This is a genomic window from Bradyrhizobium sp. CCGE-LA001, from assembly GCF_000296215.2.
In the GTDB taxonomy this organism is placed as follows: Bacteria; Pseudomonadota; Alphaproteobacteria; order Rhizobiales; family Xanthobacteraceae; genus Bradyrhizobium.
Genome location: NZ_CP013949.1, coordinates 1343416 through 1367781, shown reverse-complemented (window position 1 = coordinate 1367781; position 24366 = coordinate 1343416). Strand labels below are relative to the sequence as shown.

The window sequence follows — 24366 nt, the reverse complement described above, 5'->3', positions numbered from 1 at the left end:
TGCGGGAGATATTCCGTGAATGAGAAGGACCTCGCTCGCGCTGTTGCAGCCGACCTCGGACCAGAAGTGCTGGCATCGCTTGATGGACCGGCTTCAGACGGTCGTACCCGCACCTTCGGCATCACCGAGGCAATGGCAATCGGTGGATTTCTTGTACAGTGCGCGCAATTGGCGCTCGAAATCTGGCGTGCCCGAGAGGATCGCGCAGTTCTACCGGCGACCCTCGTCAACAACGACGAGTTGATGTCCGCGTATCCTCGCCTTGATCCCGAGAAGCGGCTAGGGCTCATCGCGCGCGTGCTGAACAAGCTATTGCCCGATAGCTTCGGTAGGCCAACTCACGATCGCAGTGGCGATGGTAGCAGCGACAAACGCCAATGGGTGGCGTCGTACTCAGCAAACCGGGGCGGTCCCACCAACCCGAGCGCCCGCACCTTTCATGGTGGCGCAACTATCCTGCTTCCGTTTGGCGATCAGAACTGGTGGGTCGTGTATAGGGCAATCGGCTGGTTGCCAGATGCATCTGATGGACCTGGCGTCGTGCGCGTGGATGTGCCCCAAGGCTTTGTGACAGACCTTGCCTCAGTCCCCAACTACCTCTGGGCCGTGCTCCAAAAGACTGGCCGCTATGGCAACGCCGCCATCTATCACGATTACCTCTATTGGGAACAACAATGCAGCCGCGAGGTGGCAGATCGCGTGTTTGATCGAGCCATGGTTGAAATGGATGTCGATTCTATCACGCGCAATTTGATCTGGGCCGGCGTGCGTGTGTTTGGTAGCAGCGCTTGGAAAGAGAACGCCGCTGAGAAGGCTAGAGGAGGAAAGCGCGTTGTGAAGCGGTTCCCTAATGGCCCGACTATGACATGGGATGAATGGCGGAAGCAGCCGGACGTATTTGCCTGACAACTTGATTGCAACTCTAAGTAACGTGTTTCCAATCCCTTTTTTTGGGATACAAATGGTAGAGCGTGGTAAATCCTACGAAGGGTCCCCGCCGTCGGCCCCGTCGGGCGAAGGTCAGCGACGCCTTGCTCTCGTGATTGGTAACTCGGCCTATCCAAGTGCGCCACTCAAAAACCCACGCAACGACGCCGAACTCATTGCGGCTAAGCTGAGGACTGTATACCCAGCTTTTGACGTCATGGTTGCGTGCGACGTTGGTCGCGAGGCTATGGAGAATGCTATCGACACCTTCGAGGCGAAACTTCGTGACTCCGACGTGGCTCTGCTCTTCTTCGCAGGTCACGGCCTGCAGGTGAAAGGCACCAATTATTTAATACCTGTCGATGCGGACATCCGCCAAGAAAGTCACCTGCGACGCCGCGCTGTCTCCCTTACCGAAATACTCGACATCATGGGGAGCGTGCGCACGTCAACTCTCGTCTTTCTCGATGCGTGCCGAGAGAATCCGTTTGCGCGATCGCTGCTTGCAGGCCTGCCAGATAACGAACGCAGTCGCTCGTTTACGCGCTCGGGTCTCGCTGAGGTGCGTGCCCCATCGGGCACGTTCATTGCGTTCGCGACTGCGCCGGACAACATAGCCCAAGACGGTTACGGCCCGAATAGTCCTTTCACGGCAGCCTTGACCAAATATATGACAACGCCCGGCATCTCGATCTATGACGTAATGACCGACGTTAGCCGCGATGTGCGCAGCGTGACAGGCAACAGGCAGCAGCCCTGGCTCCAATCGAACTTGCAAGAGCACTTTCGATTTTGCGAGTTGCCCACTGCGCCAAAGGAGGCGGTGCCGTCACCGCCACCAAAGCCCAAAGGGGAGGTGACGAGGCAGCAAGCTCCTGAGGCCGAGGAACAGCGGCGTACTGCCGAGCCGGACATTAAGGCTGCCGCTAGGGCGCGGAGAAGACTGGAAGCTGTCGTCTGGGCATCGCTAGCGCAAAGCCCTAATGCCACTTCCTTGCGGGACTTCCTCGATGAGTTTGCGGATGGGCCACATGCCGCAGAAGCGAAGTCGATGCTGACGAAGCTCGAATATCGGGCCGAAGAGGCACGCAGAGTCGAACAGTCCCGTCAGCGCGAGGCGGCACGATGGGAGTTACTACTGCTGCAGCCTGATGCATTATCCCTCCACCGCTTCATCGATGAGTTTGCCGATGGCGAACACGTCGAAGAGGCTAAGTCGATGTATACAAAGCTAACCGGACGCGTTGCGAGAAAAAGCGGGATAAGCAATACGGAGGGTTGGCAAAACTGGACGGAGCTAGCGGTTGAGGCAAGAGACCCCGAAGGGCGCCAGAGAGGCGAGGCGGAAAAATGGGCGAAGTTGGCATCGCTGAAGCGTGAGGCACATGAGGCCGAAGAACACCAGCGAGACGAGACGGAGAAACTGGCGAAGTTGACAGAGCCGGAGCGTGACGCCGAATCGGGTGGGTTCTGGAAGCGGGTAAGCATCGCTGTTCAAATAGGATCGCTGCTGCTGTTTGCCTTGTTCTTACTTCACGCACTTTCACGCTATTGATTTGGTCGGGTGGAGCGGAGTGCTTGAAGCCACTTCGCAGCGTCACAACTCATCACATCGCAACACCTGATCTGGTCGTCGATCGCTCGGCAGTCCACCGCTCGCCGAAGGGCTTGTTCGCCCCGACCAGGCAGAGCGCCCGCCCCCAAGCGCCAGCGTCTTTCCGACCGCGAATCCAATCCGAAATGTCTTCTTCGCGGTAGCAGGTGGGTGCCTACGCTTCTCGACCTGTGGCGATCATCCGTGTCGCTCATCAGCCGATGCCGCCGAGCGAGGATAGACCGCCGTCGTGCGGTGGTCTGCGATCAGGTTGCGACGAGGCGGGCGTGAAGTGCCCTTCCACAGGTGGGGAGATCACTGCCTGTGGATTGGGCGAAGGGCAAGCCCAAGCCGTGCGTTGCCCCCTTGCAGTCGTTTGCCATCTATCGTTTCCCGAGGTTACGCTGTGCAACCGCTGGGACGCACGATGGATATTGCCGAGATCGACGCCTTTATTGCCGAGCAGAAGACCCTTCAAGACCTTGAGGGGGCCTCACCCCAATGGGAGCCCGGTTACCCGGGGAGCTATCGGCCATCTGGAACATCGCGGATTCGGTCGGGATCGTCCGGGCGCAGTTTCGCTTTCGTTGCCCCATTAACAAACCCCAATTTCCCAGCATCTCGCTGATTTATAAGGGAAGTCTGATCACGCGGCTCGACCTAGTCCCTCAAGACGAGTGCAAGCCCAATCCCCCTGATGCTGGCATCTATGGACTGCCGCCACGCGTTTGCGGACCCCACTGGCATCCTTGGGCGTTTAACCGTAGTTATGTAGAGAGCGCGGGGTTCGGCCGCATCCCCGGGAACCGCTTCCGCCACAGGTGCGAAAGCTCCCTCAGGCGATGCTTTGGCTAGCAGACCGTGTTAACTTGTCGATAGCGCCTGATCAGCGACATTTCGATGTCCCGCCACAGGGTGAGCTGTTCCCGTGAGCAATGCCTGCGACGATATCAGGGCGGCACTTTCCGCCTTTGAGATGTGCACCGAGACCGAGCACGGTTCGCGGGTGACGACGCATTGCCTGTATCCTTCTTTTGACCCCGTGAACGTATTCGTCGTGAGGTTCGGGGGCGGCTTTCGAGTCCACGATGGCGGCGGCGCCGCCCGATCGGCTTGGACCCATGGGCGGGACGATAATCTGATCTCGCGGATGTTGACCAAGCAAGTGCAACTATACCGGCTCCAGCTTTCCAACAACGCGCTCACCGTCGAGGTTCGGAGCGTTGACTGGTTGGGATCGGCAATTCTCGCCGTCGCCAATGCGTCAGCCGCTGCCGCGCATGCCGCTGTTGACCGGATGATGACCGCGACGGAAACCGTGCTGAAAGACAAAATCCTGCGGGTCCTGAAAGAGACGGTGCCCCCGACAACCATCGCGGTTGACTATGAGGTTGCGGGCCAGAGCAAGCGGCACAAGTTCGACTTCGCCGTGACGGAGTTCGATGGCAGCATGCTGTTGCTCAACGAGGTCGCCCCGCATCACATCTCGGTCTCCTCCAAGTACGTGGCTTTCTCGGACCTCGTTCACCGGGAAGACGTAAGGACGGACAGATGGGCCGTGCATGATAAAGGTCTCGACCCCAGCGACGTCTCCCTGCTTCTGCAAGTGGCGGAGATTGTGCCCATGCAGGCTCTCTCGGGCGGCCTCAAGCGGCTCATGCTCCAATAGGCCAAGTCACGACCGCATCGACCGCAGGCTGGTCGATCTCAGGCCGCCGCCTTCCAGCGCCCGAGGCAAACGAGGTTTCCTCTCTGGTGTGATATCCCTGCACTTGACCTCCCCCGGCCTTCGCGGCACCGTCCGGTTTCCGCAAGACTTCAACCGTCTGGACTGATCATGCGCGCCCCGTCCCTGAAATCGATCCGCTTTGCCGCTCTGCTCGGCCTCATGTTCGGGGCGCTGTCGCTCGGCGAGGCCAGGGCCGCCAATCCGCTGGAGCTGAATTTCTGGCTCAGCGGACCGCGCTACGACGGCGCCGTGGCCGATTGCGACCGGGCGCTGCCGACGATCGCCACCCAGTTCTGGGAAAAGGAAAGCACGTTCTGGAATTCCTCGCTGAAGATTACCGGCTTCTCCGCCGTTCGCGAGGTCGCATTCCGCCCCTGGCAGTCCGACAACATTCCGCGCCGGTACTGCACTGGCGAGGCGATGCTCAATGACGGCAAGGTGCGCAAGGTGCACTTCTCGGTGATCGAGGATGGCGGCTTTGCCGGCTATGGCAATGGTGTCGAATGGTGCGTTGTCGGCGTCGACCGCAACTGGGCCTACAATCCGGCCTGCCGGGCCGCAAAGCCCTGATCTGACCGATCCGGCCGCTAAGCGACGGTCGCATCAATTTTGTTCTTGAAATGTTCCTGTCGCCTGCTAGGCTCCTCGCACAGTCTAGTTGAGGGGCGTCGTCATGTTTCATTCCAGATTGCATTCGTTCTCCCGGCTGGTGATCTCGCTGACCTTGTCCCTGCTCGTTGTCGCTGGCCTCGGCTCGTTCGCAGGTGACGCAAGAGCCCAGGACAAGCGGCAGAACGCGCCGGGCGAGTTCGATTTCTATGTGCTGGCGCTGTCATGGTCGCCCTCCTTCTGCGAGGAAGCTGCCGAGCGCGGCGGCCGCTCGCACATGCAGTGCGGCGGTCGCCCCTACGCCTTCGTGGTGCACGGGCTGTGGCCTCAATATGAAAACGGCTTCCCCGAATATTGCCAGCGGCCGGCACCTCGGCTGAACCGCAGCATCGTCTCCTCGATGCTCGACCTGATGCCGGCGCCGGGCCTGATCTTCAACGAATGGGACAAGCACGGCACCTGCTCCGGGCTCGAGGGCCGCGGCTATTTCGAGACGATCCGCAAAGCGCGCGCCGCGATCAAGATTCCGGCCGAATATCTCGATTTGTCGCAGGCCAAGACGGTGGCGCCGGCGGAGGTCGAGGAGGCCTTCGTCAAGGCCAATCCCGGCCTGAGCAATGCCGCCGTCTCGGTCACCTGCAACCGGACACGGCTCTCCGAGGTCCGCATCTGCCTCAGCAAGGACCTGCAATTCCGCGCCTGCGACGAGCTCGAGCGCCGCGCCTGCCGCCGCGATCAGGTGACGATGCCGCCGATCAGGGGCGGGTAGTTCGTTCCTCCAGCCTCCGTCATGGCGAGGAGCCCGCGACAAAATTGCGAAGCAATTTTGCGCTGGCGACGAAACTTCCGCCGATAGATTCTGGATTGCTTCGCTGCGCTCGCAATGACAAGGGGTAGGATAGCGCCAGACAACGCAGTCCTGTCCCATGAATTACCGCCACGCCTTCCACGCCGGCAGCTTCACCGATGTCATCAAGCACATCGTGCTGGCGCGCATCCTCACTTACTTGCAGGATAAGCCGGCGGCGTTCCGCGTCCTCGACACCCATGCCGGCGCCGGCCTCTACGACCTCGACAGCGACGAGGCCCGCCGCGGCGGCGAATGGCTGACCGGCATTGCGCGGCTGATGCAGGCGCGGCTGTCGAACGAGACTGCGGCGCTGACCAAGCCCTATCTCGACATCGTCCGTGCCTTCAATCCGAAGGGCGAGCTTAGGGCTTATCCGGGTTCGCCGCTGATCGCGCGCGGCCTGCTCCGGCCGCAGGACCGTCTCGTCGCCTGCGAGCTCGAGCCGAAGGCGCGCAAGGCATTGATCGACGTGCTGCGCCGCGACGAACAGGCTCGCGTGGTCGATCTCGACGGCTGGACGGCGCTGCCGGCCTTCGTGCCGCCGAAAGAGCGGCGCGGGCTCGTGCTGATCGACCCGCCGTTCGAGGCCAAGGACGAGTTCGAGCGGCTCGGCGAAGCCTTCGCGGCGGCCTTCGCGAAATGGCCGACCGGTATCTACGTAATCTGGTATCCGGCCAAGAACCGCCGCGCCACCGACACGCTGGTGCAAACCGTGGCGCAGCTCGCAGCCGCAGCAAAGCCGCCCGGAAAATGCCTGCGCCTCGAATTCAGCGTCGCACCGCAAGCAGACAGCACCGCCCTCACCTCCACGGGCCTTCTGATCGTCAACCCGCCCTACACGCTGCACGGCGAGCTCAAGACGATCCTGCCCGAGCTCGAAATGCCGCTCGGCCAGGGCGGCGCTGCCAGATTCCGATTGGAGGTGCCCAAGCCTTGAAGCCAAGCCTTGAAGCCAAAGCCGTAACACTCCGGCATTCTTGGGAAAAATATGCAGGAGCGGTAGTCAATCTGCAGCGAACCGTATTATGCTGTTTCCGTGACTGGCTTTACGTTCCGCTTCCGCGAATGGTTGCGGCGGAGTGAAGGCCTAAGAAAGATCCGGCCGGACCGACGAGGTCCGCCCAAGGATGGCCAGCTCTCCCGGGCTTCGTAAGGCCCGGTCATGTCGAGACGTGAGTCTGCGTCGCGACGGAGGAGCAATGAGGGGGAGTTTCCCGATGGCCATGACGGGAACGGTCAAGTTTTTCAACGGCGAGCGCGGCTACGGTTTCATCAAGCCGGACGACGGTGGTCGTGACGTCTTCGTACATATTACAGCTGTTGAGCGGGCGGGACTGAAGGATCTTGCCGAAGGACAGCGCATTACATTCGAAGTCGAACCGGACAAGAAGGGCAAGGGACCCAAAGCGGTCAATTTGGTGATTCTGTCCTAGCCTGACGAAAAAAATCCCGGCCGCGAGCGGCCGGGAGTCTGGTCCGGTATTTTCTTCTTCAGCTATCAGAAACGATAGTTCACGCCTGCGCGTACAACGCTGGCGCTATAGCCGTTTGACACGCCCGTAATTGCGAACTGGCTGGTCGACAGATCGAAGTAGAGATATTCGAGCTTGGCGCTCCAGTTCGACGTCAGGCCAACTTCCGCGCCGGCACCGATGGTCCAGCCAACGGTGGTGTGAGATTCCGTCCAGCCGAAGGTCTGCGCGCGCAACTCGCCGAAGGCGAGGCCGGCGGTGCCGTAGAACAGCACGTTGTTGAAGGAATAGCCGGCGCGGCCGCGCAGAGTGCCGAACCACGGATTGGAGAACTTCCACGGCGCGAAGGTATCGTCGGCACCCGCGGCCTGGATGTCGCCTTCGACGCCGAACACGAACGGGCCGTTCTGGAAGTTGTAACCGGCCTGCACGCCGCCGACGAAGCCCGAGGGTTTGACCGGACTGTTGCTGACGGACCCCCACTCGTAGCCGATGTTGCCGCCGAGATAAGGACCGGCCCAGCTATACGCATTGAGCGGCTGATTGACGGTATAGGGCGCACGCTGCCCATAGAGATCGGCGGCCCCTGCCGAAGCTGTCCAGCCGGCTGCAACCAACGCGGCTGCGCCCACAACGAGCCTCTTCATCACACACTCCAACGCAACTGCCGTCCCCGCGATGCCCGCGCCGCCGCGCGAGGCCAGACCGCATGGTTACGGAACCACCACTTTTTCGCGTAAGATTTATCGAGAGTTTTAAGTTAAAGGGCTGTTAAGCGGGGTTACCGCGCTGTTAACAGGCTTAAGCAAGCGTTACCGGGAACTGCGCCGCCATCCTGTGCGTGCGCCACGGCCGGAACTTCAAATCGGCACCCCCAGCGCCTAAATTCACACCATGGTTCACGATTCCCCTGACAATCCGGACGACGCAGGCGTGCGCAAGCCCGTGCGCGCCACGGCGTCAGACGTCCCGGCCGATGCCCCCCCGGACTTCGATCCCGCCACCTCCGCCGGCGACGACGAGGACGATGCGCGTCTGCCCGACATTCTGGAAGAGAGCGGCGCCGTCGGTGAGGGCCCGCTGGCGACCGGTCATGAGGCGATCGAGCGCGCGGTCAGGCTCGCGCCCACCTCACCCGGCGTCTATCGCATGCTCAATGCGAATGCCGACGTGCTCTATGTCGGCAAGGCCAAGAACGTCAAAAAGCGGCTGTCCAATTACGCGCGCCAGAGTGCGCCGCAGCCGGCGCGCATCCTGCGCATGATCGCCGCCACGGTGACCGTGGAGATCGTCTCGACCAACACCGAGACCGAAGCGCTGCTGCTGGAAGCCAACCTCATCAAGCAGCTGCGGCCGCGCTTCAACGTGCAGCTGCGCGACGACAAGTCGTTTCCCTACATCCTGATCACCGGCGACCATTGGGCGCCGCAGATCCTCAAGCACCGCGGCGCGCAGACTCGGCCGGGCCGCTATTTCGGCCCGTTCGCCTCGGCGGGCGCGGTGAACCGGACCATCACCGCGCTTCAGCGGGCCTTCCTGATCCGCTCCTGCACCGATTCTTTCTTCGAGAGCCGCACCCGGCCGTGCCTGCTCTACCAGATCCGCCGCTGCGCCGGCCCCTGCACGCGCGAGATCGACTTTGGCGGCTATACGACGCTGGTGCGCGAGGCGACCGACTTCCTGTCCGGAAGGAGCCATGCGGTGAAGCAGGAGCTTGCCGGCGAAATGGAGAAGGCATCCGGCGAACTCGAGTTCGAGCGTGCGGCGCTTTACCGCGACCGCCTCGCTGCGCTGTCGGCGATCCAGTCGCAGCAGGGCATCAATCCGCGCACGGTCGAGGAAGCCGACGTGTTCGCCATCCACCAGGAAGGCGGCTTCTCCTGCGTCGAGGTGTTCTTCTTCCGCACCGGACAGAACTGGGGCAACCGCGCCTATTTTCCGCGGGCGGAGAAGACGTACACGCCGGAGGAAGTGCTGGGGTCCTTCCTCGCCCAATTCTACGACGACAAGCCGCCGCCGAAGAACATCCTGCTCTCGCACGAGATCGAGGAATGCGAGCTGCTCGCCAATGCGCTGTCGATCAAGGCCGGCCGCAAGGTCGAGGTCACCGCGCCCAAGCGCGGCGAGAAGAAGGAGCTCGTCGCTCACGCACTGACCAATGCGCGCGAGGCGCTGGGCCGCAAGCTCGCGGACACCGCGACGCAGAGCCGCCTGCTGGAAGCCATCGCTGCGACGTTGAACCTGCCGCATGCGCCCAAGCGCATCGAGGTCTACGACAACAGCCACATCCAAGGCACCAACGCGGTCGGCGCCATGATCGTCGCCGGCCCCGATGGGTTCGTGAAGAACCAGTACCGCAAGTTCAACATCAAGTCGGAAGGGATCACGCCCGGCGACGACTTCGCCATGATGCGCGAGGTGCTGGAGCGCCGCTTCAAACGCCTGATCAACCCGCCCGAGGAAGGGGCGACCAAAGCCAAGGACGACGACTTCCCGCAATGGCCCGACCTCGTCATCATCGACGGCGGTCGCGGCCAGCTCAACGCCGTGCGCGAGATCTTTGCAAATCTCGGCCTGACCCAGGTGTCGCTGATGTCGGTCGCCAAGGGCCCGGACCGGGATGCCGGCCGCGAGACCCTGTTCATGCCGGAGCGCGAGGCCATCAAGCTGGAGCCGCGCGATCCCGTGCTCTATTTCATCCAGCGGCTGCGCGACGAGGCCCACCGCTTCGTCATCGGCTCGCACCGCAAGCTGCGCAAGAAGGACATCCGCGAGGCCGGTTTGCAGGAGATTCCGGGCATCGGCCCGTCACGCAAACGTGCCTTGCTGCACCATTTCGGAACCCTGAAGGAGATCGAACGGGCCTCGATCGCCGATCTCGGCAAGGTTCCGGGGGTGAGCGCCGAGAGCGCGCGCAGAATTTTCGAGTATTTCCATCCCCAGCCGGGATGAACTAAAGGGGGACCGCAGTCATATGATCGTCGTGACCGCACCTCATTTGGGGCGCGGGACGGTTGACGTTCAGGCAGCAGCGGTATTGGTAGATCGGATGAACATCGCCACCACACGAGGGACGACCAGCCGCGCGATGTCCCTCCCCAACATCCTGACCTATGGCCGGATCGCCGCGATCCCAGTCGTGGTCGGATGCATCTATGCGCAGTCGATTCTGGATCAGCCGCTCTGGCTGCGCTGGGTGGCGGTGGCCATCTTCATCGGCGCCGCGGTGACCGATTACCTTGACGGCTATTATGCGCGGATCTGGAATCAGCAATCGGCGTTCGGCCGGATGCTTGATCCGATCGCCGACAAGCTGCTGGTCGCATCGTGCCTCTTGATGCTGGCCGCGGACGGCATCATCCACGGCTGGTCGCTGTGGGCCGCCATTGTGATCCTGTGCCGCGAGATCCTGGTTTCGGGCCTGCGCGAATATCTCGCCGCACTCCGCGTCAGCGTGCCCGTGACCAAGCTCGCCAAGTGGAAGACCACGGTCCAGCTCGTCGCGATCGGCTTCCTGCTCGCCGGCCCGGCCGGCGATGAGGTCGTGCCGGTGGTCTCGATGATCGGCCTGGCGCTGCTGTGGGCTTCGGCGATCCTCACCATGTACACCGGCTACGACTATTTCCGCGCCGGCATCCATCACCTCATCAAGGAGGACGAGGGATGAAGGTGAAATATTTCGCCTGGGTGCGCGAGCGCATCGGCAAGGCCGAGGAGACGATCGAGCCGCCCGCGAGCGTGCGCACCGTCGAGGAGCTGATCGCCTGGCTATCCGGCCAGAGCGAGGCCTATGCCTACGCCTTCGAGAAGCCGAAAGTGATCCGCACCGCGATCGACCACGCCCATGTCAAGCCGGACGCCGCGATCGCCGGCGCCCGCGAGATCGCGTTCTTCCCGCCGATGACCGGCGGCTAGGCCATGACCTCCCCTGCCACCGCCTGCCCCGTCACCATCCGCATCCAGGAGGACGAGTTCGACATCGCGCGCGAGATCGCGATCCTGACCAGGAGCCGGACCGACATCGGCGCAGTCGTGAGCTTCTCCGGCATCTGCCGCGCCGACGAGGACAGCGCGAAGATCGCTGCGCTCACCCTCGAGCATTATCCCGGCATGGCGGAAGAGGAGATCGGGCGCCACGTCAGTGAAGCGACCTCGCGGTGGCCGCTGAACGGCGTCACCGTGATTCACCGCGTCGGCCGCTTCATGCCCGGCCAGAACATCGTGCTGGTGCTGACCGCCTCGCAACATCGCCAGGCCGCGTTCCAGGCCGCCGAGTTCCTGATGGATTACCTCAAGACCAGCGCGCCGTTCTGGAAGAAGGAAGAGAGCGAAGCCGGCACCGGCTGGGTCGAAGCCCAGACGCGCGACGACGAAGCCGCCGCACGCTGGACGAAATCCTGATGGCCAAAGCATCGAAAAAGACCGCGCGCGGCCGCGCCGCGCCAAAACCTGCCAAAGTCGGTTCGGGCGAGCTCCTCACGCTGCTCGATTTCGTCCGCTATGGGGTGAGCCGCTTCGTCGAAGCCGAGCTCGCGTTTGCCCATGGTACGACCGATCCGATCGCCGAAGCTGCCTTCCTGGTAAGCGAGGCGCTGCATCTCAATCCCGAGCAGTTCGAGACTTTTGCCGGCGCGCGCGTCACGGTCGCCGAAGGCAAGTCCATTCTCGATCTCATCCATCAGCGCGTCACCACACGCAAACCGGCCGCCTATCTCGTCAACAAGATCTACATGCGCGGCCTGCCCTTCTATGTCGACGAGCGCGTCATCGTTCCGCGCTCCTTCATCGGCGAGCTCCTGGACTCGCATTTCGGCGGTGAAGAAGGCGCCGGCGCACTGATCGACGATCCCACGGGGGTCGAGCGCGTGCTCGATCTCTGCACGGGATCGGGATGCCTTGCCATTCTCGCCGCGCATCATTTCCCGAACGCCGCCGTCGATGCCGTCGACATCTCCAAGGGCGCGATCGAAGTCGCCACGCGAAATGTCGGCGACTACGGGCTCGAGCACCGGATCAGCCTGTACCGCGGCGATCTGTTCGCGCCGCTCCGCGACAACAGGTATGACCTGATCATCACCAATCCGCCCTACGTCGATGCCGAAGGCATGGCGGCGCTGCCGCCGGAATGTCGGGCCGAGCCGAAGCTCGCCTTCGACGGCGGCGCCGACGGCCTCCACGTGGTGCGCCGGATCCTGCGCGAGGCGCCGGATCACCTTACACCCGGTGGCGGGCTGATCTGCGAGATCGGCCGCGGCCGTGACCTGGTCGACGAGGCCTTCCCGGAACTGCCGCTGCTCTGGCTGGACACGGAGGACTCAGAGGGCGAGGTGTTCTGGATCGCAGCCGCCGATCTCGGCTGATCGTCACGACAGGCGCGCTGCTTCGGAACAAGTCAAATATCGCCACGTTCATCTTCCGACGAATTTCTAAACGTCGGAGGATGACCGCATGCTCGCGCCATCGGGCGAATTGCTGCGCGCCGGCATGGCGCTCAAGCTCAACCATCTCAAGCGCGCCGCGCAATCCTACATGCGTGACCGCACCAGCCAGGCCACGGGACGGGCGACGTCCTACGCTATAGCGGCAGGCCTGTTCGCCGTGGCCGGGCTGTTCGCGGTTGCGACCTTCTTCGTCGGCCTGATGGCGCTGTACCGCTGGGTGGCCATCACCTACGGGCAATTCTGGGGATTCGGTGCCGTCGCCGCCGTGCTGCTGGTGCTGGCCGGAATCTGCGTCGGCGTCGCCATGGCCATGATGAAGCGGCCGACCAAGCCGATCGTGCCGCTTGCCAGCCGCATGCGCGTTGCGATTGCGAGCCCACGGATTCCGCGCGGAACGGTCAAGCAAGCCGTGAAGGAGGTCGCGACGACGATCCCCCTGGCCCCGTTTGCACCGGGCGAACGCGGCCACGGCAGACATGCCGGATCGATCCGCACCAACCGGCCCGTGCAGCTTGGCCTGATGCTCGCGGCGATTGGCCTTGCGGGGTTCACGGCGGCGCGCCGCAGGCGTCACAGTCAAAGATTGGACGCTTGAATGCTGGTGCGGCGCTCCGAACAGATCGACTCCTGGCTGCTGGTGGCGGCAACAGCCGTCTTCGTGCTGACCGCGGAGCGCTACTTTCAGAACTCCGGCCTGGTCCCGTCGGGACCTCCCCAGGACCATCGCAAAGGCGAAGCGAATTCACCGGAAACGCATCCGGCGGGCGCGGCCGCGGAGCCCGGCCGCGGCCGTCACGCGAAGAGTCCGTTCACGATCCCCTGGGCGGGCTGGAAGGATATTTTCTGGCGCACCTATCAGCGCATCGACGAGGATCGCCTGCTGGCGACCGCCGGCGGCGTCGTCTTCTTCGGCCTGCTCGCGATTTTCCCGGCCGTCACCGCGCTCGTCTCGTCTTATGCCCTGTTCGCCGATCCCTCGACAATCAGCTCAAATCTTCACATGCTCGCGACGATGCTGCCCGAGGGATCGTTCCAGATCGTCGAGGAACAGGTCGCGCGCGTGCTGTCGAACGCCAATAGCACGCTCGGCGCCACCTTCCTGTTCGGCCTTCTGCTGGCGATCTGGAGTGCCAATGCGGGCGTGAAGGCGATCTTCGACGCCCTGAACGTCGCCTATGAGGAGCGCGAGAAGCGCAGCTTCATCAAGCTCAACATGGTGTCGCTCGCCTTTACCGTCGGCGGTATCGTGGCGCTGCTGCTGATGGTCGGCGCCGTGGTCGCCTTTCCGCTCGCACTGAATCATCTCGGCATGGCGCCCGAAAGCAAGCTGATCGTGGCGCTGGCGCGATGGCCGCTCTTGTTCCTCATCCTGCTCGTGGCGCTTGCGATCCTCTATCGCTTTGCGCCCAGTCGCGATGCTCCGCGCTGGCAATGGCTCAGCGTCGGCGCGGTGACGGCCGCCCTTCTCTGGATCGCCGGTTCTGCGCTTCTGTCCTGGTATCTCTCGGAATTCGCCAATTACAACGCGACCTACGGCTCGCTCGGCGCGGCGATCGGCCTGATGACCTGGATGTGGATGTCGGCCATCGTAGTCATGTTCGGGGCCGAGCTGAACTCCGAGATCGAGCGACAGACCCTGCGCGACACCACCACCGGACAGCCGAAGCCGCTCGGCACCCGCCAGGCCGTCTCGGCCGACACGGTCGGCGCCGCCGCGCCGGCCTGATGGCCGGTCAGGCCGACCCCATCCGGCCTGACCGTTTCAGCATCTCAGCGCTTGGTGATGACGGCTTCCAGATACTCGCTGTGCACGACGATCGTGCCGTCGTCGGCATGGTTGAACTCGCCGAGCAGCGCCAGGAGATCGCGCTTCAGCGCCGCTTGGCCAGTCTCGTCGAGGGCGGCAAACGCCTTCAGCGTCGGACCGTAGAACGTCTTGAAAACGTCGAGCCAGTGGTCCGGTGAGCGATAGCGGAACACGAACATGCGCTGTTCGGCCGCGATTTCCGAAGCCTTGTTTCCGAACATCTCGTCAAGCCGCGCCTTGGTGCCCCACAGAGCCGGTGACTTTACCCCGGCCGGCGGCGGCAGATGCTTGCCGATGGTCTTGAACAGCTGGCCGATAAAACCCTGGGGCGTCCAGTTGGCGAGGCCGATCTTGCCGCCGGACCTGCAGACCCGCGCGAGCTCGGAGGCCGCCTTGTCCTGATCCGGCGTGAACATCACGCCGAAGGTCGAGAGCACGACATCGTAGCTAGCGTCGGCAAACGGCAGCGCTTCGGCATCCGCCTCGCGGAACTCGACCGTGAGATGTTCGGCCGCTGCGCGCTCGCGTCCCCGCGCCAGCAGTGCCGGCACGTAGTCGGTCGACGTGACGTCACACCAGCGCCGTGCTGCGGCCAGCGTCGCATTGCCATTGCCAGCGGCGACGTCCAGCACCTTGCTGCCGGCGCGGATGTCGACGGCCTCGCAGAGCTGCTCGCCGACGATCTGCAAGGTGGTTCCGACCACGGCATAGTCGCCCGACGACCAGGCGCCGTGCTGGCGCTGCTTGACGGCGGTGAGGTCGGGCTGGGGAACGGTCGGCTTGAGTGCGGCGGCTGTCGACATGGGTCATCTCCTGGGGTTGGAAACGCAGGAACGATAAGGCGCATGCGGCTCGCTGGCCTTGAGAGCGGCGTTATTTTACGCTGAGAGCACCTTGATTTCCGACCGGAGCCAGGGGCGCGTGACGTTCAGGTCGAGGACTTCCATACTCGTCCCGATCGCCGCGAATGCGCCCATGCGGGCACCCTTGTCGCGCTCAAGGCCCGCTATCCCCTCGAATCAACAATGATGGTAAGGTCATGGGGCTTGGGGGAGCATGAGACATGACGGGTCGGACGGCGGCCCGTGTTTTCCCGGGTGAGACAGTCAGATCTTGAGGCGTAACGCGCGGCATGATTCGCATTTCGACGATCTTCATCGCCATCTGCATGGTTCTGGTCGCGGCCTCGCTCGGGCTGGTGCTCTATTCGGTCGCCGGCATCAGCGGAACCGAATCCGCGATCGTTGCGCTGACGGCGCTGACCTTCCTGATCCTCTACAACGCAGTGTCGATGCGGCTGCGCGATCGCAGTGACGTCGGCGGCCAGATCGCCGACCTCTCGCGCGGTACCGCCGACCTCGCCCGCCAGGTGGCCGAGTTCGGCCGCCGGCTGGCTGCGATCGAGGGACGCATCGCGTCGTCCAATTCGACCAACTCCGACCGCATCCAGTCGGTGGTCGGCGAGATCAACGAGCTCGGCGGACTGGTCAAGCAGCTCGCCACCACCGTATCGGCGCATGAGGACCTGCTGGCTGGCAGCGCGCCGGCCTCGGCCCCAGCCCCGGCCCCGGCCGAGCAAGAGCCGGCGGCGTCGCTCGACCTGATCGCGACGATCGACGAGCGGCCCGCTGCGCCGGAACTGCCCGCGGCGCCCCCGCCACCTGCAGCGCCTCCGCCTGCCGTGGCGCAGTCGCGGCCGGCGCCGGCTGTTCCGCCCCAGATGGTGGTCAACGGACGCAACCAGACTCAATTGCTGGCGGCGCTGCGCAACGCGATCGACGAGAACCGCATCGACATATTCCTCCAGCCGATGGTGACGCTGCCGCAGCGCAAGGTGCGATTCTATGAGGCCGTGACACGGCTGCGCGACGAACGTGACCAGCTCATCGCGGCCGAGGAGTTCATCAGCATCGCGGAGGCCTCCGGGCTGATCGGGCGCATAGACAACATGGTGATGCTGCGCTGTGTGCAGGTGCTGAGGCGCCTGATGGTGCGCAACAAGGACGTCGGCGTGTTCTGCAATGTCGCGGCCTCCACCCTCGGCAACTCCACCACCTTCGCGCAATGTCTCGACTTCCTCGAAGCCAACCGGGCGCTGGCGCCCTCGTTGGTGCTGGAGTTCAAGCAATCGACCTTCCGCAACCTCGGCCCGGCCGAGTCCGAGAACCTCGCCGCGCTCGCCCAGCGCGGCTTCCGCTTCTCGATCGACCATGTCACCGATCTGCGCATCGAACCGCGCGAGCTCGCCGACCGCGGCGTGCGCTTCATCAAGGTGCCGGCCACGCTGCTGCTCGATCCGAGGCAGGCCTCGGCCTCCGACATCCATCCGTCGGACCTCTCCGACCTGCTCGGCCGCTTCGGCATCGACCTGATCGCCGAGCGGATCGAAGGCGAGCGCGCGGTGATCGATCTGCTCGATTATGACGTGCGATTCGGCCAGGGATTCCTGTTCGCGCCGCCCCGGCCATTGCGGCCCGAAGGGGCATCTGCTACCGGCGGGGCTTCGCCGAACCAGGCGCAGGATATCCAGGGATCCAATGGCTCCGCCACACCCAGCTCAGGCGCGACCTCTTCGGCGCCTCCGCCGCAGCGCATCACCGGCAACGCAGCGCTCGCGCGCCGCATCTGATCGGCCCCACGCATCATGACCACACTGCACTTTGCGCAAAGCCTGCGCGAGCTCGTGGGCGGGGTCGAAGTCGTGCTCAGCGACATCTGGGGCGTCGTCCATAACGGCCTCGAATCCTTCCCCGAGGCCTGCGAGGCGCTGCATACCTATCGCAGCCACGGCGGTACGGTGATCCTGATCACCAACGCGCCGCGTCCGGCCGACTCCGTGCAGCGGCAATTGCGCAAGCTCGGCGTCGCCGACGAGACCTATGACGCGATCGTCTCGTCCGGCGACCTGACCCGGCTCTATGTCGCCGAGCATCCCGGCCGCAAGATGTTCTGGCTCGGGCCCGAGCGCGACAATTCGATCTACCGTGGCCTCGATGCAAAGACGGCGCCGCTGGAGGACGCCGATTACATCGTCTGCACCGGTCTCTACGACGACGAGACCGAGACGGCGGAAGATTACCGCGGCATGATGCTCAAGGCGCGCGAGCGCAAGCTGACACTGGTTTGCGCCAACCCCGACATCGTGGTCGAACGCGGCGACCGGCTGATCTATTGCGCCGGCGCCATCGCGGAGCTCTATCGCGAGCTCGGCGGCGAGGTGATCTTCTACGGCAAGCCGCACCGGCCGATCTATGAGCGCGCGATGGCGCTCGCCGGCGAACGCCAGGGCCATCCGATCGACCGGAAGAAGGTGCTGGCGATCGGCGATTCCGTCCGCACCGACTTAACCGGCGCGCGCGAATTCGGCATCGACTGCCTGTTCGTCACCCGCGGCATCCATGCCGAGGAGTTCGAGGGCCTCGACCAGCTCGATCCGAATTCGGTGATGGAGCTGTTCGGCCACCCGCCGAAGGCGCTGATGCGCGAATTGAAGTGGTGACGGCTGCCGCTTAAGGACGTCAGCTCAGGCGAAGCTCTAAGCCCCAGACATCGTCATGGCCGGGCTTGACCCGCCTGCGCGGCCGAAGCCGCTTCGGCGAGGCGAAGGCCCGGCCATCCACGTCCTTCTGCTGTCCAAAAACGTGGATGCCCGGGACGAGCCCGGGCATGACGATCTCGATGGATAGTTGTTTTTTGCGGTAGGCAGCGCTTACGCGCTCGCCATGTCCGGGAAGACCGCTTCGATCTTGGTCTTCAGCGTCGCCGCGTTGAACGGCTTGACGATGTAATTGTTCACGCCGGCCTTCTTGGCCGCGATCACGTTCTCGGTCTTGGATTCGGCCGTGATCATGATGAAGGGCGTGGTAGCGAGGTTCGGATCCGCGCGCACTTCGCGCAAGAGGTCGTACCCCGTCATCGGCTCCATGTTCCAGTCGGAGATCACGAGCCCGTACTTCTTGCCGCGCATCTTGTTCAGCGCTGCCGAACCGTCGCTGGCATCATCGATGTTCTCGAAGCCAAGCTGCTTCAGCAGATTCCTGATGATACGGATCATGGTGCTGTAGTCATCCACCACAAGAACCGGCATCGACAAATCAACCGCCATCTCGACTCCCCCAACGCAAACCCAGGAATATTACGATCGGACCTGCCCAGACCGGAGCCCGGCAGTTCCACGCTCAAGGACTAACACCAAGGCGTTAAACAGCGCGTTAACTGGGGACGCCCCCAACGGGCTGAATCGCATTCGAGGCAGGCCCACCCTCCCGCTTGACTTCATCCGGCCGGTCGCGCCACGGTCCCGGCCGGTCCTGCCGCTTCGAGAATTCCCCTGATGGCTCCGCATTTTACCGTAATCCGCGACACCACGCCGGACTCCGCCATTCCAAGGGGCGCCGTGGTCGCCATGGGCAATTTCGACGGCGTTCATCTCGGCCATCGCGCCGTGATCGCAGCCGCCCTGGACATGGGCCGGGCGCATGGCCGCCCTGCCCTGGCCCTGACCTTCGAGCCCCATCCGCGGCGGTTTTTCAGCCCCAACACCCCGCAATTCCGCCTGACGGACGAGACCGCCAAGCTGCGGCTTCTGGCCGGCACCGGGCTTGCCGGCGCCGTGGTCATGACCTTCGACAAGGCGCGCGCCGGCACCTCTGCGCAAGATTTCATTCACCATGACCTGATCGGCCGCCTTGGCGTCAGCGGTATCGCCGTCGGCTACGACTTCCATTTCGGCAAAGGCCGCGTCGGCTCGCCGAGCCTGCTTGTCAGCGAGGCGCCCCGGCTCGGCATCGAAGTCGACGTGCAGGCGCATGTCGATATCGACGAGCGGCCGGTCTCCTCCAGCGCCATCCGGATCGCCCTCGCCGAAGGCCTGCTCGATGAGGCCACCACCATGCTGGGCGCCCCCTGGTTCATCACCGGCGAGGTGATCCATGGCGAGAAGCGCGGCCGCGATCTCGGCTATCCCACCGCCAACATCCGCCTGGATGCCAATTGCGGCCTGAAGCACGGCATCTACGCCGTGCGGGTCGGCCGCGGCGCCGAACGCCTCGACGGCGTGGCCAGCTTCGGCCGCCGTCCGACCTTCGACAATGGCGCGCCGCTGCTCGAAATCTTCCTGTTCGACTTCAAGGGCGATCTTTACGGCCAGGCGCTCGACTGCGCCTTCATCGGCTTCATCCGCGAGGAGCTGAAATTCGACAGCCTTCAGGCCCTGATCCGCCAGATGGACGACGATTCCGCCCGCGCCCGTGCCATGCTCGCGGCCGCCCCGGGTGCATTTCCGCGGCTCGGGACCATCGACTGAGCCTCAAACCGGCCCCTCCGGACCTTTGCGCTTCCCCTGGCCCCCTGCTATGGAGTGCCCATGTTTGCGCGGCGCATCATAGGGATTAGCGGCCCGGCTTCCGCCTGAGCCCAAAGCTCGGCGCAAGACCGGGATTGTGTCGTTTCACCCCGCGATTTCCCAATCGCCATCCGTTTTTCCGCGCCCTTCCGAGCCAGTCAGCCTCATGTCCGAAAAGCCGCAAAAGTCCCAAAAGTCTGAAGTCAAAGACTATTCGAAAACCCTGTTCCTGCCGCAGACCGAATTCCCGATGCGCGCCGGCCTGCCACAGCGCGAGCCGGAGCTCTTGAAATACTGGAACGAGATCGGACTCTACGACCGGCTGCGCCAGGCGGCACGGGGCCGCGCCAAATTCGTGCTGCATGACGGCCCGCCCTACGCCAACGGCAACATCCATATCGGGCACGCGCTGAACAAGATCCTCAAGGACGTCGTGACCAAGAGCCAGCAGATGCTCGGCTTCGACTCCAACTACGTGCCGGGCTGGGACTGCCACGGCCTGCCGATCGAATGGAAGATCGAGGAGGAGAACTACCGTTCCAAGGGCAAGCAGAAGCCGGACTTCCGCGACTCCGCCGCGATGGTGGCGTTCCGCAAGGAATGCCGCGCCTATGCGACGCATTGGATCAACGTGCAGCGCGAGGAATTCAAGCGCCTCGGCATCATCGGCGACTGGGACCATCCCTATCAGACCATGACCTACCCGGCCGAAGCGCAGATCGCCCGCGAGCTGATGAAATTCGCGGCCAACGGTACGCTCTATCGCGGCTCCAAGCCGGTGATGTGGAGCGTGGTCGAGAAGACTGCGCTGGCGGAGGCCGAGGTCGAGTACGAGGACCACACTTCCGATACGGTGTGGGTGAAATTCCCGATCACCTCGCCGGCGCATGGCGAGCTCGCCAATGCGGCCGTGGTGATCTGGACCACCACGCCCTGGACGCTGCCCGGCAATCGCGCCATCTCCTTCTCGCCCAAGATCGCCTATGGCCTCTACAAGGTGACGGATGCGCCCGCGGACAATTGGACGAAGACCGGCGACCTGCTGATCCTGGCCGACGCGCTGGCCGCGGAAGTGTTCAAGCAGGCACGCGTCACGGCCTATGAGAAGGTGCGCGACATCCCCGGCGACACGCTGGATGCGGTCGAATGCGCCCATCCGCTGAAGGGCATTGCCGGCGGCTACGACTTCATCGTGCCGCTGCTGGCCGGCGACCACGTCACCGACGACACCGGCACCGGCTTCGTGCACACCGCGCCCGGCCACGGCCGCGAGGACTTCGATGTCTGGATGGCGAGTGCCCGTGAGCTCGACACACGCGGCATCAACACCACGATTCCCTACACCGTCGATGAGAACGGCGCCTACACCGCACAGGCTCCCGGCTTCACCGGAAAGCGCGTGCTCAACGACAAGGGCGAGAAGGGTGACGCCAACGAGGCCGTCATCAAGGCGCTCGCCGAAAGAGGCATGCTGCTCGCGCGCGGCCGGCTGAAGCACCAGTATCCGCATTCCTGGCGCTCGAAGAAGCCGGTGATCTTCCGCAACACGCCGCAATGGTTCATCGCGATGGACAAGGACATCAGCGAGAACGGCCATGCCAGGAAGGGCGACACGCTGCGCGCCCGCGCGCTGCACGCGATCTCGGTGACGCAATGGGTGCCGCCGGCGGGCGAGAACCGCATCAACGGCATGATTGCCAACCGTCCAGACTGGGTGATCTCGCGTCAGCGCGCCTGGGGCGTGCCGATCGCCGTATTCGTGCGCGAGAAGGGCGACGGCTCGGCCGAGATCCTGCAGGACGAGATCGTCAACCAGCGCATCACCGAGGCCTTCATGGAGGAAGGCGCCGACGCCTGGTACATGCAAGGCGCCCGCGAGCGCTTCCTCGGCTCCCGCGCGAGCGAAGACTGGAAGAAGGTCGACGACATCTGCGACGTCTGGTTCGATTCCGGCTCCACGCACGCCTTCGTGCTCGAGGACCGGCAGAACTTCCCGCAGCTCGGCAACATCGTCCGCAAGATCGACGGCGGCAACGACACCGTGATGTATCTGGAAGGCAGCGACCAGCATCGTGGCTGGTTCCATTCCTCGCTGCTGGAAAGCGCGGGCACGCGGGGCCGCGCGCCCTACGACGTCGTGCTGACCCACGGCTTCACGCTGGACGAGAACGGCCGCAAGATGTCGAAGTCGCTCGGCAATACCGTCGAGCCGCAGAAGGTGATCAAGGATTCGGGGGCGGACATCCTCCGCCTGTGGGTCTGCGCCACCGACTATGCCGACGACCAGCGCATCGGTCCCGAGATCCTGAAGAACACCATCGAGACCTATCGCAAGCTGCGCAACTCGATCCGCTGGATGCTCGGCACGCTGCATCACTTCAAGGCGAGCGAGAAGATCGCCTATGCCGAGATGCCCGAGCTCGAGCGCTTGATGCTGCACGAGCTGGCCGGCCATGCCGAGACCATTCGCAAGGCCTATGCCGATTTCGACTACAAGACCGTGGTCGCGAGCCTCTCGGCCTTCATGAACTCCGACCTGTCAGCGTTCTATTTCGACATCCGCAAGGACACGCTGTACTGCGATCCGCCGTCCTCGGTGGCGCGCAAGGCGGCGCTCACCACGATCGAGACCCTGTGCGATGCGCTGCTGAAATGGCTCGCGCCGATCCTGAGCTTCACCACTGACGAAGCATGGCGGATGTTCCGGCCCAATGCGGAGCCCTCGGTGCATCTGACGCTGTTTCCCGAGGGCCTCGAGAAGCTGCGCGACGACAAGCTCGCGGGAAAGTGGGAGACGATCCGCAACGTCCGCCGCGTCGTCACCGGCGCGCTGGAAGTTGAGCGCGCCGCCAAGAACATTGGCTCGTCGCTGGAGGCCTCGCCGGTGATCTATGTTGCCGATCGCAACATGCTGATGACGCTGTTCGACGTCGATCTCGCCGAGGTCTGCATCACCTCGAATTACGAGGTGCGCGAGGGCGATGCGCCGGCCGGCGCCTTCCGTCTCGACGCTGTGCCGGGTGTGGCGGTCATCGTCGAGAAGGCAGTCGGCACGAAGTGCGCCCGCTCCTGGAAGATCTCGCCGATGGTCGGTGAAGACCCCGAATATCCCGACGTCACCCCGCGCGACGCGCAGGCGCTGCGCGAATGGAAGGCGTTAGGGGTGGGAGTCTGATCCCGGCATGACCCCGCTCCGCGCCGGTATCATCGCTGCCCTGATCACGCTCGTGCTCGATCAGGCTTCGAAGCTCTGGCTGCTGAACGTGTTCGAACTCGCCCGCCGCGGCGTCGTCAAGGTGACGCCGTTCTTCGACCTGGTGCTGGCCTGGAACATCGGCATCAGCTTCGGCTGGCTCCAGAACGACAGCCAAGCGGCGCAGCTCGCGCTGATGGCTGTCAAAGGTGTCGCGGTGGTCGCGCTCGCGATCTGGATGGCCCGCTCGCACACCCTCCTGGCCACGATCGCGCTCGGCCTGATCATCGGCGGCGCCATCGGCAACGGCATCGACCGTCTTGCCTATGGCGCCGTGGTCGATTTCGCCCTGTTCCACATCGATATCGGCGGAAAGACCTACAATTGGTACGTGTTTAACCTCGCCGACGTGGCCATCGTTGCTGGGGTGGCCGCGCTATTGTATGATTCCTTCCTGGGGGTACCCGCCGCAAAAGCGCCCTGATCCCGGTCGATACGGACCGGCAGGTGGAACCCGTTTTTGCAGGGGCCAGCCGCGTGCGAGCGGCAATCTGCCACAATATGGAACAGGTACAGTAATGCGCAGCGCGAAGACCAGCGGTTCGATGGTGCGAGACCCCCAATCGGGGTTCTGGCGGGCATTGAAATTGTCCGCTGTCGTGCTCGGCATCGGCCTCGTCATGTCGGCCGGCGCGGCCCGTGCCGGTGACGACGAGGATGAAGATGACGGGATGACCTTCGAAGAGAAGATCATCGACAATCTGATGTCCGGCATCGGCGCCAAGAGCATGGAGAAGAAGGGGATCGAATACCGAGAGCGCTCGCCGCTCGTCGTGCCGCCCAAGCTGGACCTGCCGCCTCCCGCGACCCAGGCCAAGGCCGCACCGAACTGGCCCAAGGACCCCGAGGAAAAGCGCCGCAAGGAAGCGATTGCCGCGCGTAAGAAGGCGACCAAGGAGACGGAAAACTGGCAGGCCGCCCGGCCGCTGACGCCGGCAGAAATGAAGGCCGGCGAGGTCGCAGCAGCGCCCCGCACCAGCAACGATCCGATTCAGCCGGGTACCAATGGCAACCCCTCGCTCAGCCCGGCGGAGCTCGGTTTCTCCGGTGGTCTCTGGAACATGATGAAGGGCGGCAACAGCACCGAAGAGAAGAAATTCACCAGCGAGCCGCCGCGCCAATCGCTGGTTGAGCCTCCGCCCGGCTATCAGACGCCGTCGCCGAACTACGCCTATGGCGCCGGGCCGGACAAAACGCGGCGGACCTATTTCGACATCATGTCGGGCAAGGACAAGGAACAATAGCGTTCCCGTCGCGCTGCGACATCCTGAAAGAATCGAACCTCGTACCGGCGGCTCGCGCACGCCGGACGCGGTCCTTAAATTGCTTATCAGTAACTT

General features: G+C 63.8%; 24 protein-coding genes. 20 read left to right on the top strand and 4 right to left on the bottom strand.

Going from position 1 to position 24366, the window contains the following annotated elements:
- Nucleotides 1–15: 15 nt before the first annotated feature.
- The 7 genes from BCCGELA001_RS06570 (at nt 16) to BCCGELA001_RS06540 (ending at nt 7142) form a co-directional block, all read left to right on the top strand.
- Nucleotides 16–906: a DUF1353 domain-containing protein gene (locus BCCGELA001_RS06570; RefSeq protein ID WP_008544410.1), complete on the top strand. Its 891-nt coding sequence runs from the start codon at nt 16–18 to the stop codon at nt 904–906.
- Nucleotides 872–2482: a caspase family protein gene (locus BCCGELA001_RS06565; protein WP_083543308.1), complete on the top strand. Its 1611-nt coding sequence runs from the start codon at nt 872–874 to the stop codon at nt 2480–2482. The genes BCCGELA001_RS06570 and BCCGELA001_RS06565 overlap by 35 nt, the downstream gene beginning before the upstream one ends.
- 967 nt (nt 2483–3449) lie before the next feature.
- Nucleotides 3450–4190, top strand: a complete 741-nt coding sequence (locus BCCGELA001_RS06560; RefSeq protein ID WP_060734883.1) for a hypothetical protein — start codon at nt 3450–3452, stop codon at nt 4188–4190.
- A gap of 168 nt (nt 4191–4358) precedes the next feature.
- Entirely contained in the window at nt 4359–4820 is a 462-nt protein-coding gene (locus tag BCCGELA001_RS06555) for a hypothetical protein (RefSeq protein WP_008544399.1), read from the top strand.
- Between the two features lie 103 nt (nt 4821–4923).
- The gene (locus BCCGELA001_RS06550) at nt 4924–5628 is read left to right on the top strand and encodes a ribonuclease T2 family protein (RefSeq protein WP_060734882.1); all 705 of its coding nucleotides are present in this window, start codon (nt 4924–4926) and stop codon (nt 5626–5628) included.
- 157 nt (nt 5629–5785) lie between these two features.
- Nucleotides 5786–6646 carry a 23S rRNA (adenine(2030)-N(6))-methyltransferase RlmJ gene (locus BCCGELA001_RS06545; protein ID WP_060734881.1) on the top strand — a complete coding sequence of 287 codons (861 nt, stop codon included), beginning with the start codon at nt 5786–5788 and terminating at the stop codon, nt 6644–6646.
- Between the two features lie 280 nt (nt 6647–6926).
- Nucleotides 6927–7142: a cold-shock protein gene (locus tag BCCGELA001_RS06540; protein WP_008544396.1), complete on the top strand. Its 216-nt coding sequence runs from the start codon at nt 6927–6929 to the stop codon at nt 7140–7142.
- A gap of 65 nt (nt 7143–7207) precedes the next feature.
- Here BCCGELA001_RS06540 and BCCGELA001_RS06535 read toward each other — a convergent pair whose 3' ends face one another.
- Complete coding sequence (locus tag BCCGELA001_RS06535) at nt 7208–7828, bottom strand: outer membrane protein (RefSeq protein ID WP_060734880.1); 621 nt, start codon at nt 7826–7828, stop codon at nt 7208–7210.
- Nucleotides 7829–8075: 247 nt separating this feature from the next.
- Here BCCGELA001_RS06535 and uvrC point away from each other — a divergent pair, with 247 nt between their 5' ends.
- The 7 genes from uvrC to BCCGELA001_RS06500 all read left to right on the top strand — a co-directional run bounded on the left by uvrC (nt 8076) and on the right by BCCGELA001_RS06500 (nt 14348).
- Entirely contained in the window at nt 8076–10133 is a 2058-nt protein-coding gene (gene uvrC, locus BCCGELA001_RS06530; protein WP_008544387.1) for an excinuclease ABC subunit UvrC, read from the top strand.
- A gap of 97 nt (nt 10134–10230) precedes the next feature.
- Complete coding sequence (pgsA, locus tag BCCGELA001_RS06525) at nt 10231–10848, top strand: CDP-diacylglycerol--glycerol-3-phosphate 3-phosphatidyltransferase (RefSeq protein WP_060734879.1); 618 nt, start codon at nt 10231–10233, stop codon at nt 10846–10848.
- Nucleotides 10845–11096, top strand: coding sequence for a molybdopterin converting factor subunit 1 (gene moaD / locus BCCGELA001_RS06520; RefSeq protein ID WP_008544384.1), 252 nt, complete (start codon nt 10845–10847; stop codon nt 11094–11096). Before pgsA ends, moaD begins: the two co-directional genes overlap by 4 nt.
- Before the next feature lie 3 nt (nt 11097–11099).
- Entirely contained in the window at nt 11100–11582 is a 483-nt protein-coding gene (locus BCCGELA001_RS06515) for a molybdenum cofactor biosynthesis protein MoaE (protein ID WP_008544383.1), read from the top strand.
- On the top strand, nt 11582–12541 hold the full coding sequence (prmB, locus tag BCCGELA001_RS06510) for a 50S ribosomal protein L3 N(5)-glutamine methyltransferase (protein ID WP_060734878.1): 960 nt from the start codon (nt 11582–11584) through the stop codon (nt 12539–12541). Before BCCGELA001_RS06515 ends, prmB begins: the two co-directional genes overlap by 1 nt.
- 88 nt (nt 12542–12629) lie before the next feature.
- On the top strand, nt 12630–13217 hold the full coding sequence (locus BCCGELA001_RS06505) for a phage holin family protein (RefSeq protein ID WP_060734877.1): 588 nt from the start codon (nt 12630–12632) through the stop codon (nt 13215–13217).
- Complete coding sequence (locus BCCGELA001_RS06500) at nt 13218–14348, top strand: YihY/virulence factor BrkB family protein (protein WP_060734876.1); 1131 nt, start codon at nt 13218–13220, stop codon at nt 14346–14348.
- 44 nt (nt 14349–14392) lie between these two features.
- Here BCCGELA001_RS06500 and BCCGELA001_RS06495 read toward each other — a convergent pair whose 3' ends face one another.
- Nucleotides 14393–15232, bottom strand: coding sequence for a class I SAM-dependent methyltransferase (locus BCCGELA001_RS06495; RefSeq protein WP_060734875.1), 840 nt, complete (start codon nt 15230–15232; stop codon nt 14393–14395).
- A 329-nt stretch (nt 15233–15561) separates the two neighbouring features.
- Here BCCGELA001_RS06495 and BCCGELA001_RS06490 point away from each other — a divergent pair, with 329 nt between their 5' ends.
- Both BCCGELA001_RS06490 and BCCGELA001_RS06485 read left to right on the top strand, forming a co-directional pair.
- Nucleotides 15562–17058 (top strand): EAL domain-containing protein, encoded by a 1497-nt coding sequence (locus BCCGELA001_RS06490; RefSeq protein ID WP_060734874.1) that lies wholly within the window; start codon nt 15562–15564, stop codon nt 17056–17058.
- 15 nt (nt 17059–17073) lie between these two features.
- The gene (locus tag BCCGELA001_RS06485; protein WP_008544339.1) at nt 17074–17928 is read left to right on the top strand and encodes a TIGR01459 family HAD-type hydrolase; all 855 of its coding nucleotides are present in this window, start codon (nt 17074–17076) and stop codon (nt 17926–17928) included.
- Nucleotides 17929–17947: 19 nt separating this feature from the next.
- Here BCCGELA001_RS06485 and BCCGELA001_RS37855 read toward each other — a convergent pair whose 3' ends face one another.
- The gene (locus BCCGELA001_RS37855) at nt 17948–18097 is read right to left on the bottom strand and encodes a hypothetical protein (protein ID WP_158511608.1); all 150 of its coding nucleotides are present in this window, start codon (nt 18095–18097) and stop codon (nt 17948–17950) included.
- Nucleotides 18098–18138: 41 nt separating this feature from the next.
- A complete protein-coding gene (locus BCCGELA001_RS06480) occupies nt 18139–18534 on the bottom strand; it encodes a response regulator (RefSeq protein WP_008567674.1) in 396 nt (131 codons plus the stop codon).
- Between the two features lie 228 nt (nt 18535–18762).
- Between BCCGELA001_RS06480 and BCCGELA001_RS06475 the strand changes: the two genes are divergently transcribed.
- The 4 genes from BCCGELA001_RS06475 to BCCGELA001_RS06460 all read left to right on the top strand — a co-directional run bounded on the left by BCCGELA001_RS06475 (nt 18763) and on the right by BCCGELA001_RS06460 (nt 24270).
- A complete protein-coding gene (locus BCCGELA001_RS06475; RefSeq protein WP_060734873.1) occupies nt 18763–19734 on the top strand; it encodes a bifunctional riboflavin kinase/FAD synthetase in 972 nt (323 codons plus the stop codon).
- A gap of 205 nt (nt 19735–19939) precedes the next feature.
- Nucleotides 19940–22948: an isoleucine--tRNA ligase gene (gene ileS, locus BCCGELA001_RS06470; RefSeq protein WP_008544319.1), complete on the top strand. Its 3009-nt coding sequence runs from the start codon at nt 19940–19942 to the stop codon at nt 22946–22948.
- Between the two features lie 7 nt (nt 22949–22955).
- A complete protein-coding gene (gene lspA / locus BCCGELA001_RS06465) occupies nt 22956–23450 on the top strand; it encodes a signal peptidase II (RefSeq protein ID WP_060734872.1) in 495 nt (164 codons plus the stop codon).
- 94 nt (nt 23451–23544) lie between these two features.
- A complete protein-coding gene (locus tag BCCGELA001_RS06460) occupies nt 23545–24270 on the top strand; it encodes a hypothetical protein (RefSeq protein ID WP_060734871.1) in 726 nt (241 codons plus the stop codon).
- Nucleotides 24271–24366: the final 96 nt, after the last annotated feature.